At 59.0% G+C, this 15481-nt stretch carries 15 protein-coding genes; 11 read left to right on the top strand and 4 right to left on the bottom strand.

Annotated elements, in window-relative coordinates:
* The first annotated feature begins 129 nt into the window (after positions 1-129).
* Positions 130-975 (top strand): tyrosine recombinase XerC, encoded by an 846-nt coding sequence (locus Q4E11_RS01730; RefSeq protein WP_368410394.1) that lies wholly within the window; start codon positions 130-132, stop codon positions 973-975.
* Positions 976-993: 18 nt separating this feature from the next.
* Here the strand turns inward: Q4E11_RS01730 and Q4E11_RS01725 are convergent, their stop codons facing one another.
* Entirely contained in the window at positions 994-1503 is a 510-nt protein-coding gene (locus tag Q4E11_RS01725; protein ID WP_303163097.1) for a murein hydrolase activator EnvC, read from the bottom strand.
* 374 nt (positions 1504-1877) lie between these two features.
* Here Q4E11_RS01725 and rpsB point away from each other — a divergent pair, with 374 nt between their 5' ends.
* The 5 genes from rpsB (at position 1878) to Q4E11_RS01700 (ending at position 6057) form a co-directional block, all read left to right on the top strand.
* Complete coding sequence (gene rpsB, locus Q4E11_RS01720; protein ID WP_303163475.1) at positions 1878-2699, top strand: 30S ribosomal protein S2; 822 nt, start codon at positions 1878-1880, stop codon at positions 2697-2699.
* A 39-nt stretch (positions 2700-2738) separates the two neighbouring features.
* A complete protein-coding gene (tsf, locus tag Q4E11_RS01715) occupies positions 2739-3566 on the top strand; it encodes a translation elongation factor Ts (RefSeq protein WP_303163095.1) in 828 nt (275 codons plus the stop codon).
* A gap of 214 nt (positions 3567-3780) precedes the next feature.
* The gene (pyrH, locus tag Q4E11_RS01710; RefSeq protein WP_303163093.1) at positions 3781-4506 is read left to right on the top strand and encodes a UMP kinase; all 726 of its coding nucleotides are present in this window, start codon (positions 3781-3783) and stop codon (positions 4504-4506) included.
* A 60-nt stretch (positions 4507-4566) separates the two neighbouring features.
* Positions 4567-5124 (top strand): ribosome recycling factor, encoded by a 558-nt coding sequence (frr, locus tag Q4E11_RS01705; protein WP_303163091.1) that lies wholly within the window; start codon positions 4567-4569, stop codon positions 5122-5124.
* Between the two features lie 39 nt (positions 5125-5163).
* Entirely contained in the window at positions 5164-6057 is an 894-nt protein-coding gene (locus tag Q4E11_RS01700; RefSeq protein WP_303163088.1) for a phosphatidate cytidylyltransferase, read from the top strand.
* A 5-nt stretch (positions 6058-6062) separates the two neighbouring features.
* Here Q4E11_RS01700 and Q4E11_RS01695 read toward each other — a convergent pair whose 3' ends face one another.
* Positions 6063-6512, bottom strand: coding sequence for a lipopolysaccharide assembly LapA domain-containing protein (locus Q4E11_RS01695; protein WP_303163087.1), 450 nt, complete (start codon positions 6510-6512; stop codon positions 6063-6065).
* A 105-nt stretch (positions 6513-6617) separates the two neighbouring features.
* On the opposite strand from Q4E11_RS01695, the gene rlmN reads away from it, so the two are divergent.
* Positions 6618-7715, top strand: a complete 1098-nt coding sequence (gene rlmN, locus Q4E11_RS01690; RefSeq protein ID WP_303163084.1) for a 23S rRNA (adenine(2503)-C(2))-methyltransferase RlmN — start codon at positions 6618-6620, stop codon at positions 7713-7715.
* 94 nt (positions 7716-7809) lie between these two features.
* On the opposite strand, the gene Q4E11_RS01685 is transcribed toward rlmN, so the two are convergent.
* Positions 7810-8211 (bottom strand): DUF2631 domain-containing protein, encoded by a 402-nt coding sequence (locus tag Q4E11_RS01685; protein WP_303163082.1) that lies wholly within the window; start codon positions 8209-8211, stop codon positions 7810-7812.
* A 217-nt stretch (positions 8212-8428) separates the two neighbouring features.
* Between Q4E11_RS01685 and Q4E11_RS01680 the strand changes: the two genes are divergently transcribed.
* From Q4E11_RS01680 to Q4E11_RS01665, 4 genes are all read left to right on the top strand, one after another.
* Positions 8429-9661 (top strand): RIP metalloprotease, encoded by a 1233-nt coding sequence (locus Q4E11_RS01680; RefSeq protein ID WP_303163080.1) that lies wholly within the window; start codon positions 8429-8431, stop codon positions 9659-9661.
* 119 nt (positions 9662-9780) lie between these two features.
* A complete protein-coding gene (locus tag Q4E11_RS01675) occupies positions 9781-11601 on the top strand; it encodes a penicillin-binding transpeptidase domain-containing protein (protein WP_368410391.1) in 1821 nt (606 codons plus the stop codon).
* A 31-nt stretch (positions 11602-11632) separates the two neighbouring features.
* Positions 11633-12544 carry a type I methionyl aminopeptidase gene (gene map, locus Q4E11_RS01670; protein WP_303163072.1) on the top strand — a complete coding sequence of 304 codons (912 nt, stop codon included), beginning with the start codon at positions 11633-11635 and terminating at the stop codon, positions 12542-12544.
* A gap of 6 nt (positions 12545-12550) precedes the next feature.
* Positions 12551-14026 carry a cobyric acid synthase gene (locus Q4E11_RS01665; protein ID WP_303163069.1) on the top strand — a complete coding sequence of 492 codons (1476 nt, stop codon included), beginning with the start codon at positions 12551-12553 and terminating at the stop codon, positions 14024-14026.
* Here Q4E11_RS01665 and mtr read toward each other — a convergent pair.
* Positions 14023-15435 carry a mycothione reductase gene (gene mtr, locus Q4E11_RS01660; RefSeq protein WP_303163066.1) on the bottom strand — a complete coding sequence of 471 codons (1413 nt, stop codon included), beginning with the start codon at positions 15433-15435 and terminating at the stop codon, positions 14023-14025. The two genes, Q4E11_RS01665 and mtr, sit on opposite strands and share 4 nt — an antisense overlap.
* Positions 15436-15481 lie beyond the last annotated feature (46 nt).

Below are 15481 nucleotides of genomic sequence, written 5' to 3'. Positions count from 1 at the left end.
CCGGCATAAGTCGGGGCCACTGCCTCTCTCGTTGTCTATAGCGCGTCCACTAGGGTTGACTGCGTGGCTATTGAATACGACGTGCACGATGAAGACCTGGGGCTCTCGCCAAATCTCGAGGCGATTGTCATGGACTTCCTCGATGAGCTGTCGTTTTCCCGCGGCCTTTCCGATGCCACCGTCCGCGCCTATAAGTCCGACCTGGTCCCGCTGTTGACCGGTCTCGACACCATCAACGATCTTTCAACCGCCGTTATCCGCGCGCACCTGGGGGCTAAGCACGCACAGGGTGCAGCGCGGTCATCGTTAGCCCGCTTGACGACGTCCATTCGGCAGTTCTGCAGCTGGCTTGTCGCACGGCAGATATTGGATGTGGACCCGTCGGCGCGGTTGTCGTCGCCAAAGAAGCATCGTCATCTCCCTGAAGTGCTCTCACCGGAGAAGATGGAAGGTGCCATCGACAAGGTAGCCCACGACGACAGTCCGACGGCTGCGAGGGATTTGGCCATCGTTGAGCTGCTCTACGCCACTGGAATGCGCGTTGAGGAACTCTGTAGCGCGGATATTGGCGATGTTGACTTCGGCGCTCATGTGGTCTCGGTGGTGGGTAAGGGCAACAAACAGCGCATTGTGCCCTTTGGCAAGCCGGCCGAAGCTGCACTCAAAGGCTGGCTGAAGGCGCGTGCAGAGATGATTGCGCAATCCGACAAGGCTGACACTCAAGCGCTCTTTTTAGGTGTTCGCGGTGGACGGCTCAACCCTCGCCAGGCGCGCAGGGTGGTGCATAAGTGGGCAGATGTCTCGCCACACGCGCTGCGGCACTCGGCGGCCACCGCAATGGTCGAAGGTGGTGCAGATCTGCGAGTGGTCCAGGAAATGCTAGGACACGCTAGCCTTGCAACCACCCAGATCTATACCCACGTATCCACCGACCGTCTCCGCGAAGTGCACAAGCGTACTCATCCGCGGGCGTAGCGGCCTTATTGCACTGGTTTATTGCGCTGGTTTCAAAACAATCGACCGACGCTGAAGTAAATCCAGTGGATTGAGGTAATCCTGGCCACGCAGCGCGCCCCAGTGAAGCCCCGGCTCAGGATGCTTGAGGTTAGAGGAAAGATGGCCGATAACATCACCGGCTGCCACAAGGTCGCCCTTTTTTAGCTCGGTCGTGATGGGCTGATAGGTGGTGCGAATGCCGTCGGCATGCATGATGGACACCGACGTCATGCCGGCAATGGAGCCGGAAAAGTGAACCACTCCCGCGGCCGAAGCGCGGACTTGCTGGCCGGGCCGAGCGTTCAAATCTACGCCGCGATGTCCAGCTTGCCAGCGCTTTTCGGGTGGGGCAAAGTCGCGCACAACAGTGCCATCGACGGGGCGGGTGTGACGGATGGTGGACAATGGTGCAGTAGAGGTTTCAGCGGCAGCGGTCGACAGGACGGCTACTGCGAAGAGTGCTACGGTGCCAACTAGCGAGCGCCTGATTCGCGGAAGAGTTCTCATGCGCGAAGTGTGACGGACGCAAGGACCGTCGACAAGCGAAAAATGCTCTTTTGATGGCGAGCTGTGGATGATTGCAGACCCCTGTGGATGCCTCGGCGTGTCAAATATTGCGGCTAGCGCGATATATCGGATAAGATGACGCTCGCGGTGTCTGCCTTAACTGGTAGAAACTAGCAAAAAGACTACGCGCGCGCCCCATTCCGGCTGTTTCATGGGTGCTCAGCAGAAAGTTGTTGGGTGTGGAGCAGCGGGGGAGCGCTAGGGCACAGGGAAAGCCTGTGCGATGACTCTAACCACCTATATCGGATAAGAAAGGAAGGGAAGCAGCCGCAGCCCTAGTCAGGCTGGCCGTGAGGATCTTCCCTGAACATGACATGGCTGTTGTTTCCATGCGAGAACTGCTCGATGCCGGTGTCCACTTCGGTCACCAGACCCGTCGTTGGAACCCGAAGATGAAGCGTTTCATCTTCACCGAGCGCAATGGCATCTACATCATTGACCTGCAGCAGACCCTGACCTACATCGACGAGGCTTTCGAGTTCGTCAAGGAGACTGTCGCCCACGGCGGCAACATCCTGTTCGTCGGTACCAAGAAGCAGGCTCAGGAAGCCGTCCAGAACGAGGCAGAGCGCGTTGACATGCCATACGTCAACCACCGCTGGCTCGGCGGCATGCTGACCAACTTCACCACCGTTTCCAAGCGCCTGGCTCGCCTGAAGGAGCTTCAGGCAATGGACGCTGCAGAAAACGGCTACGAGGGCCGCGGCAAGAAGGAAATCCTGATGCTGACCCGCGAGCGCACCAAGCTGGAGCGCACCCTGGGCGGCATTCGCGACATGTCCAAGGTTCCGTCCGCACTGTGGATCGTTGACACTAACAAGGAGCACATCGCTGTCTCCGAGGCTAAGAAGCTGGGTATTCCGGTTGTTGCCATCCTGGACACCAACTGCGATCCGGATGACGTTGACTTCCCGATCCCGGGCAACGACGACGCAATCCGCGCTGCTTCCGTGCTGACCCGTATCATCTCCACCGCTGTTGAAGAGGGCAAGAAGGCTCGCGCTGAGCGCGAGGCATCCGCTGCTCGCGAGGCAGCAGGCGACGCTCCGATCGAGTCCGCCGCTGAAAACACCGATCAGGCTGCAGAGATGGACGCCGAGGGCTCCGCTGCAACTGAGACGGCAACCGCTGAGTAAAGCTGAACTTTCTAACCACAACAAGGAGGAACGCCCAGCATGGCGAATTTCACCGCTGCTGACGTCAAGAAGCTCCGCGAGCTGACCGGCTCCGGCATGAAGGCTTGTAAGGACGCTCTCGTCGAGACCGATGGCGATTTCGACAAGGCCGTCGAGATTCTGCGTATTAAGGGCGCTAAGGACGTCGGCAAGCGTGCAGAGCGCACCGCTGCCGAGGGCCTGATTGCTGTTTCCGGCAACACCATGGTTGAGATCAACTCCGAGACTGACTTTGTTGCGAAGAACCAGGAGTTCATCGACTTCGCTAACAAGGTTGCCGAGGCTGCAGCTGCAGTTAAGGCAAACACCCCGGAGGAGCTCGCTGCCGCTGAGGTCGACGGCAAGACCGCTGCTGAGGCCACTCAGGAGCTGTCCGCCAAGATCGGTGAGAAGCTGGAGCTGCGTCGCGCAGTCACCCTCGAGGGTGAGAACATCTCTGTCTACCTGCACCGTCGTGCAGCTGACCTGCCGGCCGCCGTTGGCGTGCTGGTTGCCTACACCGGTGAGGGCGAGCAGGCTGAGGAAGCCGCTCACGCCGCTGCTATGCAGGTTGCCGCTCTGAAGGCTCAGTACCTGACCCGCGAGGACGTCCCGGCTGACCGCGTCGAGGCTGAGCGCGCTGTCTACGAGAAGATCACCCGCGAGGAAGGCAAGCCGGAGCAGGCTATTGCCAAGATCGTCGAGGGTCGCTTGAACGGCTTCTACAAGGACGTCGTCCTGCTGGATCAGCCGTCTGTCGCAGACCACAAGAAGACCGTCAAGTCCCTGATGGACGAGGCCGGCATCACTCTGACCGGTTTCGCTCGCTTCGAGGTTGGCCAGCACTAATTGCTGCTCCTTAGAGCATGTCTAGCTGCTAGCTAGGTTTCACAAACGCCCCGTCCTGGGTAAGGGTCGGGGCGTTTTTGCATGGCTTCGCTGCTTGTTCGCGCTGCTTGTCGATGGCGCTTATCGGTAGCCTCGGTGAGTCAAGTAGGCCTGACTGCCTCGATTAGGTAGACTCATCTGCGACTTTTTAATCGGCGAGAAAGGTGCAATAGAGATGGCGGAATCTGTCGAGCGCAATGGCTTCAAACGTGTGATGCTCAAGCTCGGTGGCGAGATGTTCGGCGGCGGCAAGGTTGGCGTTGACCCGGACGTGGTGCAAAACGTCGCCCGCCAAATTGCCGAAGTTGCTCGCGAGGGCGTCGAGGTCTGTGTCGTCATCGGTGGCGGCAACTTCTTCCGCGGCGCTCAGCTCCAGCAGCGCGGAATGGACCGCGCCCGCTCGGACTACATGGGCATGCTCGGTACGGTCATGAACTGCCTGGCGCTGCAGGACTTCCTGGAGCAGGAGGGCATTGACTGCCGCGTCCAGACCGCCATCAACATGGCGCAGGTAGCAGAACCGTACCTGCCGCTGCGTGCAAAGCGCCACCTGGAAAAGGGCCGCGTGGTCATCTTCGGTGCCGGCATGGGCATGCCGTACTTCTCCACCGACACCACAGCCGCTCAGCGCGCCCTGGAAATCGGCTGCGAGGTGCTGCTGATGGCCAAGGCCGTCGACGGTGTCTACTCCGCCGATCCGCGCGAGGTCCCGGATGCAGAGCTGTTCAAGGACATCACTCACCGCGAGGTCCTCGAACGCGGCCTGCGTGTCGCCGACGCCACCGCTTTCTCGCTGTGCATGGACAACGATATGCCGATTCTCGTGTTCAACCTGCTTACCGACGGAAACATTGCGCGCGCGGTTGCCGGCGAGCAAATCGGTACTCTGGTTCACAGCTGATAAATTTGTTGGTACCAAGCTTTTTCCCTCAAACACGAGAAATTCGAGGTTAACGAAATAATGATTGATGAAGTCCTGCTGGATTGCGAAGAAAAGTACGGTAACTCCGTGGAGCACTGCCGCGAAGAGCTGACCCACATTCGTACGGGTCGCGCAAACCCGGCAATGTTCAACGGTGTCATCGCTGAGTACTACGGTGTGCCGACTCCGATTACTCAGATGGCTACGATCTCCGTGCCGGAGCCGCGCATGCTGCTGATTAAGCCGTATGAGCTCAGCGTCATGGGCGATATTGAAAACGCAATTCGCAATTCCGACCTCGGTGTGAACCCGACCAACGACGGTCAGGTCCTGCGTGTGACCATTCCGCAGCTGACTGAGGAGCGCCGCCGCGAGATGGCCAAGGTCGCTCGTGCCAAGGGGGAAGATGCCAAGATTGCCATCCGCAATGTCCGTCGTAAGGGCATGGAAACTCTGAAGAAGATTCAGAAGGATGGCGACGCCGGTGAGGACGAGGTGCAGGCTGGCGAGAAGGAACTCGACCAGGTCACCAAGAACTACGTCGAGAAGGTCGACGAGCTGGTTGAGCGCAAGGAAGCCGAGTTGATGGAGGTTTAGGCCTTCACATTCGTCCGGGAGAGGGGAAATGAGGCGTCTATGCCATCGACGAGTCGGGATAAGGTCCTAGACGATATACGTCATATCAAGCCGCGAAATTCGGCGGGCAGGAATCTGCCGGTCGCAATTGGTGTAGGCGTCGCACTCGGCGCCCTTGTCATTACCTGCCTGCTACTGGGAACAGTCGCGTGGAACATTTTGATTGCCGTCGCAGGTGGCCTCGCTACGTGGGAGGTCTGTGAGCGACTGCGTGAATCCGATTGGCAGGTTCCCCGCCCGGTCATGATTGTTGGCGGGCAGCTCATGATTTGGCTGTCCGTCTTTTGGGGCGTTGACGGCCTCATCATGGGCCTAGCTGTCACATTGATGTCTCTGTTTGTGACGCGGCTATTCCTCCACGGTCCCGATGAATCACCGCGCAATTGGCTGCGCGATGTCTCTGTCGCCGTGTTTGTGATGATGTGGATTCCATTCTGCGTGGCCCTGGCTGCTCGCCTGGCGCAGATGGAAAACCCCTGGGGAGTTGATCCTCGGTGGGTGATGGTGACCTTCATGCTGGGCGTTGTCGCCAACGATGTCGGTGGCTACGCCGCCGGCGTGATGTTTGGTAAGCACCCGATGGCGCCGAAGGTCAGCCCTAAGAAGTCGTGGGAAGGATTCGGCGGCTCACTGCTGCTCGGCGGCATCACCGGTATCTTGACCACCACGTATCTCTTGCATGGTGAGTGGTGGAAGGGGCTCGTGCTCGGCATCGCCCTGGTTGTCTCCGCCACGTTGGGGGACTTGGTGGAGTCCCAATTCAAACGGGACCTGGGCATCAAGGACATGTCCTCGATGCTGCCAGGTCACGGTGGCCTCATGGACCGCCTCGACGGCATGCTGCCGTCAGCCGCGATGACGTGGCTGATTCTGCAGCTGTTTACCCTCGTCTAAAAAACCTACTTGTTGCCCTTGCGGATCTGTCGACGCAGATCCAGCATGCGCCAGCCACCAATCAGCGCGGTAATTAGCGCACCCAGGATCGCCGCGAACAGCATGCCCACGCCAACCGGGAAGTTCCAGGTCCAACCAAACAGGTGCAGCGCCGACTCCTGCTGGTTCTGCAGAATGAATACCAACAGGACAATCAGCAAAATAGCGCTGACAACAAGACCAACCCACATCGAGCCGGCAGTTGTCTTCTTCACCTTGGGCTTCGCCGGGGCAGGAGCCGGCTCCGGCTGTGTGTCAAAATCGCGGGTGGGCTCGAGATCGCGGCCAGCTCTAGCAGAGCCGGTTGCCGAAGGCGCCTGCGGGGTATCGAACGAAGCATCGTCGAAAAGCGGTCGGTCGCTTCCTGTCATGTCACCTCGTGGGGTGTCGTAGTTAGGCTGATTAGCGTTAGTCATACCTATTATTCAACACGCTTTTCCAAGTCTGTACCACTTGTAACGCGCACATAAATTGCGCGCATTAGGCCAAAACTGCCAGTACATGCGAAAATGGGAGCCATCATGGCATCTTCACTTCCAATTGTTCTTAACGCCCCACGTCGCGGCATGCCTGCGACTCACTTTGCGGACCTTGATGTTGAGGAGCGAAAGGCCGCGGTCAAGGAGCTGGGTCTGCCAGCATTCCGCGCTGACCAAATCGCGCGTCATTACTTCGGGCGCCTAGAGGCAGACCCGATGACGATGACGGACCTGCCAGAAGCAGCTAGGCAGAAGGTCAAGGACGCACTGTTCCCGGAACTTCTCACACCCGTACGCCACATCACCTGTGATGAGGGGGAGACACGCAAGACTCTGTGGCGCGCAGGCGACGGTACGTTGCTCGAGTCGGTACTGATGAAGTACCCAGACCGCGCCACGCTGTGTATTTCTTCTCAGGCCGGCTGTGGAATGGCCTGCCCGTTCTGTGCAACGGGGCAGGGAGGCTTGCAGCGCAACCTGTCGACTGCCGAGATTGTCGATCAGGTCCGTGAGGCCGCAGCGACAATGGCCGCAGGAGGCGGACGTCTGACCAACATCGTTTTCATGGGTATGGGTGAGCCGCTGGCTAACTACAAGCGCGTTCTTGCCGCCGTGCATCGCATCACCCGCCCGGCGCCGGAGGGCTTCGGTATCTCGATGCGCAACGTCACCGTATCCACCGTCGGTTTCGCGCCGAATATTCGCAGGCTTGCCGACGAAGACCTCTCGGTCACTCTGGCCGTCTCGTTGCATACGCCAGACGATGAGCTGCGCGACGAATTGGTGCCAATCAATAACCGATTCACCGTGGCCGAGGTCCTTGACGCCGCTCGGTACTACGCGGATAAGACCGGCCGTCGTGTGTCCATTGAGTACGCACTGATCCGTGACATCAACGATCAGGATTGGCGCGCAGATCTACTGGGCAAGAAGTTGCACAATGCATTGGGCTCCCGCGTGCATGTCAATCTCATTCCACTGAACCCAACTCCGGGCTCCAAGTGGGATGCGTCTCCAAAGAAGCGACAGGAGGAGTTCGTCCGTCGCGTCCAGGCTCAGGGTGTGCCATGTACCGTGCGCGATACTCGCGGCAATGAGATTGCCGCAGCCTGTGGTCAGCTGGCAGCCGAGGAAGTATAGAACTGGTCTGCTCCCCGCCATTTAAAGGGGAGCACATAGCAAAAAAGACCCGCACACCGAAAACAAGGTGTGCGGGTCTTTGTAATGTATACGCTTACTTGTCCTGGCCCTCCGGCAGTCGGTTCCAAGAACGCAGCTGGGAATCGGTCAGCTCAGCGTAGACGCCGGTGCCGTTAACCTGGTCGCGAGCCCACTCTGGCTCGATGTGACCCTCCGGCTTGTTGTGGCCGGTAACAGTGCGGACCTGAGAGCCACGCGGGGAGAACAGCTGCAGCAGCAGGCCGATGGCAATCAGAGCAGCAATGGCGATCAGCCAGTAATTCTCAACGTTGCCCTTGTGGTTACCAATGGTCATGCCCAGCAGGAAAATCACGGAAATCCAGCCGGCCTTCTGCATAGCGCTCTTGCTCAGACCGTGCCAGCCCCACTTCGCCGACGGCTCGTCGAGGGTGCTGACGCCGCGGTAAATTTCTTCCTTTGGCTCGTGGTTGCTCACTTGAAAGTCCTCCTGTTAACACTTCCGGCGAATTGCACTTAGTTATGCACTTCAGTCTAAAAGGCGATTTTGCTGAAAGCGACTGAGCGCATTTTCAGACAATCTTGAGTATCGGGTGTAAGGATACCTTAGAACTTGCTGAAATTGGGACTTAGCCCCGCGCGAAACTCCTTGACCGTGTGCTGGTTTGCCCAAAGTGGGGGTAGGGTGAGCTGTCGTGACATTTCTTCTTGGAGTTTTGCTCTTCGCTGTGGGCATCGCGGCGACTATCGCCCTTCACGAGTGGGGTCATCTCACCGCGGCTCGCCTTTGCGGGATGCGCGTGCGCCGATACTTCGTCGGATTTGGCCCAACGCTGTATTCCTTTAAACGCCATCACGAAGCAGGTGGCGGACACGACACGGAATACGGCATCAAGGCCATCCCATTCGGTGGCTTCTGCGACATCGCAGGCATGACGGCTCAAGATCCCCTCGAGCCGGGTGAAGAACCCTATGCCATGTACAAAAAGCCGTGGTGGCAGCGCATTATTGTGATGCTCGGCGGCGTGACCATGAACCTGATTATCGGGTTTTTGATCCTATACTTTATCGCCGTGACCTGGGGTCTGCCCAACATGGGAAAGGAAATGGCGCCGCGTATTCAGGCGGTGCAGTGCGTTTCTCCGGCACAGCGTGACGACGGCACCCTGGAGCCCTGCACCGGTGCCGGCCCTGCTGAGCGGGCCGGTGTGCGTCCGGGAGACGTAATTGAAAGGGTAAATGGCACCAAAATCACCTCATATCCCGAGGCCGTCTCTCTCATCGGCAGCGCCGCCAGCGGCGATATCGAGCTGACCCTCAATCGCGGCGGCACCGTTCACACGGTGACGGTCACTCCAGAGGTGGTCAAGCGCAAGACTAACGACGGTCATGACATCGACCAACCTGCCATCGGTATCGCCTTCCAGCGGCCAAAGACCATTGTCAATGAGTACAACGCGGTCAGTGCCATCGGTGGCGCGGCTAGCTTCACTGGCAGTCTTTTTGGTGCGGTCTGGACTGGTTTGTTGTCGATTCCGGAAAAGGTACCGGGAATCGTCTACTCCATCTTCGGTGGACAGCGAGATCCGGCCAGCCCAATGAGTGTGGTCGGTGCTTCTCGCGCCGGCGGCGAGCTGGTGGAGATGAACCAGTGGCCATCATTCTTCCTGCTGCTGGCCAACCTCAACTATTTCCTGGCGGTGTTCAACCTCGTGCCACTGCCGCCACTGGACGGTGGCCACATCGCAGTGGTGATCTACGAGCGCATTCGCGACCGTATTCGCCGCCTGCTGGGCAAGAGCGAGTTAGGACCTGCCGATTACACCAGGCTGATGCCGGTAACACTGGCTTTTACTGCGGTACTCCTAGTGTTCGGTGTGCTGGTTATGGCCGCCGATGTCGTCAACCCCATCGTGCTCAACCGCTAACCGTAAAGCAGATGTCAATTTGCGGCGTGCCAGCGTCGTCGTAAAGCATTGCGGTGCTAACGTCAGCCCACATGGAACATACTTCGCGCCGCAGGCCTCTGGCCCGGAGCATTTCGGCTGTGACAATTGCAGGACTTGTCATGTCGCTCGCCGCGTGTACTCCGCGGCCCGATACTGGGCGCGATGTTTTGGAAGAGTTCTTGAGCGCGCTGGGGTCGGGGGACGTAGCGCGGGCAGCGGCATTGACGGATCATCCGGAATCTGCGGAGGGGGATTTGCAGGCCGCGAAGTCGGGTCTGCAGGAAGCCGGACTGGACTACGAAATCGACAGTATCGATTCCAGCGGGAATCAGTCATCTGCGGATGTGGCGATGAATTGGAAGTTGCCACATGAGCGACACTGGAACTACGACACAACCTTCACGCTTACCAAGACGGAGTCGGGGCAGAAGGATTGGACACTGCGGTGGACTCCGGCATCGTTGCATCCACAGCTGGGGCGGAATCAGCATCCGGAGTTGCGTACTATACCGGCAACTCGACCGTCGGTAGTTGGCTCAGATGGTGCAGCTCTGCTGGAGCCGGGCACGGTGCACCGCGTCATTGTGGACCGCGATGCGGTGGTTGATGTGCAGTCGGCAATTAACCGCGCCGCCACGGTGATTAATAACGAAATGCCTGAAGACGGGCCGAAACTGGATGCCCGCAAAGTCGGGTCTGAGGCAATTGGTGGCAAGGGCAATTACTCGTTGATTGTGCTGCCGGCCAATACTCCGGATCGCGTGAAGGACGACCTGAATAATATTGACGGGATTACTGTCAACGATGAGGCCGCGATGGTACGTCCTGATCCCGGCTTTGCCCCGGATCTGATGAGCCGCGTGGAAAAGCTCGTGGCCGAGGGGGATTCCGGAGCTGATGGCTGGAATATCGTGGCTGCCAATGAGGATGGCGCGGTCGTCGGCACGCTCTTTGAAACCTCGCCGAACGTGGCGCCGGCCATTCAGGCATCCATTAGCAAGAAGGTCCAGGATGCCGCGCAGAAGGCCGTGGACACTCGCCAGGATGCGAAAGCAATGCTGGTGGCCATTCAGCCGTCGTCGGGAAAGATTCTGGCGGTCGCACAGACCGAGGAAGCAGACAAGGACGGTGATCTGGCGCTGATGGGGCAGTTCCCGCCGGGCTCGACGTACAAGATCATCACGGCGGCGGCTGGCGTGCAACATCAGGGCCTGACGGCTAGCTCCACGGTGCCGTGCCCAGGGTCTATGGAGATCGGGCCGCGAATCGTTACTAACTACAACGGCAGCGGAGTCGGAGATACCTCGCTCAGCGATGCGTTCGCGAGGTCTTGCAACACCACCTTCGGTAACATCGCCCACCAGCTCAAGCCAGGGGAATTCAAGGAAGAGTCCCAGAATTTCGGCATTGGCATCAATTACCACATTGCTGGGCTCGACACGATTACCGGCAGTGTCTCCGATGGGGAAAACGAAGTAGAGCGCATCGACGCCGGCTACGGACAGGGACACGACTTGGTCAGCCCGTTTGGCATGGCGCTGGTATCCGCTACGGTTGCGGCAGGTCGCACGCCGACGCCATCGCTGGTGCCGAGCGCGGGAACGTGGCAGTCGAAAGTCTCGCAGCCCATCGATCCAGCGGTGCTTGACCAGGTGCGCCAACTCATGCGTGCGGTGGTGACCTCCGGCACTGGTACCGCGATTGCCGGCCGTGGCGAAGTCTATGCCAAGACTGGTGAGGCCGAGTACTCTGGCGGTTCCCACGCATGGTTCACCGGATACCGCGATGACCTGGCCTTTGCCACACTGATTGTCGGTGGCGGCGGATCGGAACACGCGGTGGCCATCACGGACAGGTTCTTTGCCAATCTCGATGAGGGGCCGGCCGAGGACGAGGGAGATGCTGGAGCAGCTGAATAGCTAATCCGGGGTGGGGAGTAGAGTATGTGCCATGACTCAGCGTTCTCCACTTACTCAGCAAAAGTCCACGCCAATTCGAACTGTTCCGGCTCATATTGAGCGTCCTGAATACGCGTGGAAGGACGAAGTTCAGGAAGGAGTCGGCGAACCACTGGTTCAGACTCCGGAAGATATTGAGAATATGCGGGAGGTCTCTCGCATTGCCGCCAATGCCTTGGTTGAGGCCGGTAAGGCAGTTGCCCCTGGTGTAACCACCGATGAGATTGACCGTGTGGTTCACGAGTACCTGCTCGATCATGACACGTACCCGTCTACTTTGGGCTACCGCGGATATGAGAAGTCCTGCTGTGTTTCTCTCAATGAGATTGTCTGCCACGGCATTCCGGACACACAGGTGATTGAAGAGGGCGATATTGTCAATGTCGACGTCACTGGTTACAAAAACGGTGTCCACGGCGATACCAACGCCACTTTCTTCGCTGGTGAGGTCTCGGAGGAGCACCGCCTGCTAGTAGAGCGCACTTACAACGCCACAACGCGCGGCATCAAGGTCATCAAGCCGGGTCGTGAAATCAACGTTATCGGCCGCGTAATTGAGTCCTACGCCAAGCGCTTTGGATACAACACCGTCCGTGATTTCACTGGTCACGGTGTGGGGACGACCTTCCACAACGGTCTGGTTGTGCTGCATTATGACGAGCCGAGCCAGGACACCGTCCTGGAGCCAGGCATGACTCTGACGGTTGAGCCGATGATCAACCTCGGTGAGCTGCCGTACCACATCTGGGACAACGGCTGGACTGTCCAGAATGATGATTTCAAGTTCACCGCTCAGTTTGAGCACACCGTATTGGTGACCGACAGCGGCATGGAGATCCTGACCCTGCCGGATGAAAAGAATGTTCCTGGCCAGTTCCAGACGGGCTGGAGGCCAGAGGCATAAAAACAGATGCAGGCACCAGCATCGCTTATCGCTGGCTGTACGTCAGATGCCGGCAAATCGGTGCTAGTCGCCGGTATGTGTCGGCTGCTTGCGCGCCGTGGCGTAAAAGTCGCCCCTTTTAAAGCGCAGAACATGTCCAACAACTGCGCCGTCACACTTGACGGTGGAGAAATTGGTCGCGCGCAGGCGCTGCAGGCGCTGGCCTGCGGGCTTGAACCGGATGTCTCCTTCAACCCGGTATTGCTCAAGCCCGGCTCCGATCACACCAGTCAGGTGGTGGTCAAAGGCAAAGCTGACGGGCACGTCAGTGCGTTGACGTATCGGTCACGTCGTAAGGCGCTACGCAGTATCGTCGGCGAGACGCTGGAGCAGCTGCGCGCGGACTACGAGGTCGTCCTGTGCGAAGGCGCCGGAAGCCCCGCGGAGGTCAATCTGCGAGACTCCGACATCGCCAATATGGGGCTCGCGGAAATGGCGAACTTGCCCGTCGTCGTAGCTGGCGATATTGACCGCGGTGGGGTGCTGGCGCATTTCGTCGGCACACATGCAATTGTTAGTCCAGCTGACCGCGCGCGCATCACGGGTTTTATCGTCAACAAGTTCCGCGGTGATGTCTCACTGTTGACCCCGGGTCTGGACGTGGTGCGCGAGCACACGGGAGTGCCGGTGCTTGGGGTAGTGCCTTTTATTTCCGGGCTGTGGATTGATGCTGAGGATTCACTCGGCACCGTGGCGGGTGCTGCAGTCGGTCCTGCCACCGCACCGCTGGGCACGGAGACGCTGTCTGTCGCTGCAATCCGTTTGCCGCGCGTGTCCAACGCCACTGATATTGAGGCGCTGGCGTGCGAGCCAGGCGTGTCCGTGCACTGGACGGTCGATCCGTCAGTCATCGCCCGCGCCGATCTGGTCGTGCTGCCCGGATCGAAGTCGACGGTCGCCGATTTGGCGTGGCTCCGCGCCCAGGGGCTTGACGACGTCCTGGTGAACCGAGCCTCCCAGGGGCTGCCGCTGATGGGCATTTGTGGTGGATTCCAAATGCTTTGCACCACAATCAGTGACTCGGTGGAATCTTCCGCTGGCACTGTCCAGGGCCTCGGTGTGTTCGATATCGACATCGACTTTGCACAGACCAAGACTCTGGTGAGCCATCCGGATGGCTCATATGAGGTCCACAACGGCCAAGTTGTGCGCAGTGCGGAGCAGCCTTTTATTGAAGATGCCGCAACCGGAGAGACCGAAGGCGCGCGTCGCGGCATGGTCATTGGTACGCATCGCCATGGTTATCTCGAGGTTGACCAGGTTCGGCGTGACCTGCTTGAACAGGTTGCGGCGGCTGTGGGGCGCGACGGCTTCGTCGTCAACCCCAACACTTCGTTTGCCGCTGAGCGACTCCGACAGGTGGACCTGTTGGCGGATGCCGTTGAGCAACACCTGGCTGGACCTGCATTGGCCCGGGCAACAGGTATTGAACAGTTGGCCTAGTCGTCGAATTCCAGGCCCAGGATAGCGTTTTCAATCAGCTCTGGCAGCGCTGGGTGAATCCAGTGCTGTCCCTTGACAACTTCGCGTACGTCCATCTCGAAGCTCATCATCTGGATACACTGCTGAACCAGGGTAGCGGCCTGCTCGCCGATGAAGTGAGCACCTAGCAGACGACCAGTTGCACGGTCGGCGATGAGCTTGGCAAAGCCGTCCTTGTCCTCCAGTGCCCAGCCGTAGGCCACGTCACCGTAGTTCTGAATCTTGACTGTGATTTCCGTGCCGTTTTCCTTGGCCCAGGCGCGAGCCTCATCCTCGGTCATGCCGACCTGGCCAATCTGCGGGTGAGAGAATATGGCCGACGGAATGTAGCGGTGGTCGAAGGAACGCAGGTCATCCGGGTGCAAAACATTGTGGAAGACAACCTTGGCCTCGTGGTTGGCAATGTGCTTGAGCTGGTACGGGCTCGAGACATCACCGAGTGCCCACACGCCGTCTGCGGTGGTGTGACCGTGCTGGTCAACCTTGACTCGACCATCTTCATGCATCTCCACACCGCCGGCCTCGAGGTTCATGCGGTCGCCGTTTGGAACACGGCCGGTGGCCACGAGCAGAGCATCGGCTGCGAGCTCCGTGCCGTCGTTAAGCGAAGCCGTAATAATCTCGCCGTCCTGGCGAAGAGCGGTGATAGAAGTGTTCTTGCGGATGTCAATGTCGCGGGCGGCGACATCGTGGAAGCGCTCGGCGATATCGCGATCGCAGCCGCGCAGCATGACATCGGAACGCACAAGCATGTGTACCTTCGTGCCAAACGACGCGAAGACATGAGCGAACTCGCTGGCGATATAGCCGCCGCCGACGATAATCAGCTCACGCGGGAGCTCGTCGATGCGCATGATGTTTTCGTTGGTGTAGTAGTCAACACCTGACTCGGCGATGAGGCGTGGGATCTGCGCGCGCGAGCCAGCGGCGAGAATGATGTTGTCAGCGGTGATTTCGACATCTTCTTCACCGATGTCGGTGCGAATTGTGCGCGGGCCAACAAAGGTGGCGTGACGGTCGTAGACATCGATGTTCGGAGTTTCATCGCCGCGACGGTAGGCCTCGCCGCCATCAGCAATCTGGTCGATGCGCTGGGCAAAGACGCGATCCTGAATCTGCTTTAAATCGACAGAGTCGAACGTGCCGTGAACGCCCAGACGGCTGGCCTCACGGATATTGCGGGCGGCGTCGGCTGCGAGCACAAACATCTTGGTGGGAATACAACCGACATTAAGGCACGTGCCGCCGAATCGGCCTTCTTCGACCAGGGCGATCCGGACATCGTCATACTCCGGGGTGGGAATGGAATTACCAGACCCAGTACCGATAATGATGACGTCATAGTGGCGTGGGGAAGTCTTAGCGGTCACAAACTCTCCTAGCATTCTGGTCGAACTAGTCTGTTTCAACTGTACT

It is taken from the genome of Corynebacterium sp., assembly GCF_030532195.1.
Classification (GTDB): Bacteria; Actinomycetota; Actinomycetes; order Mycobacteriales; family Mycobacteriaceae; genus Corynebacterium.
Note: the sequence above shows the minus strand (reverse complement) of the source record. Positions and strands in the feature narration are given on the sequence as shown.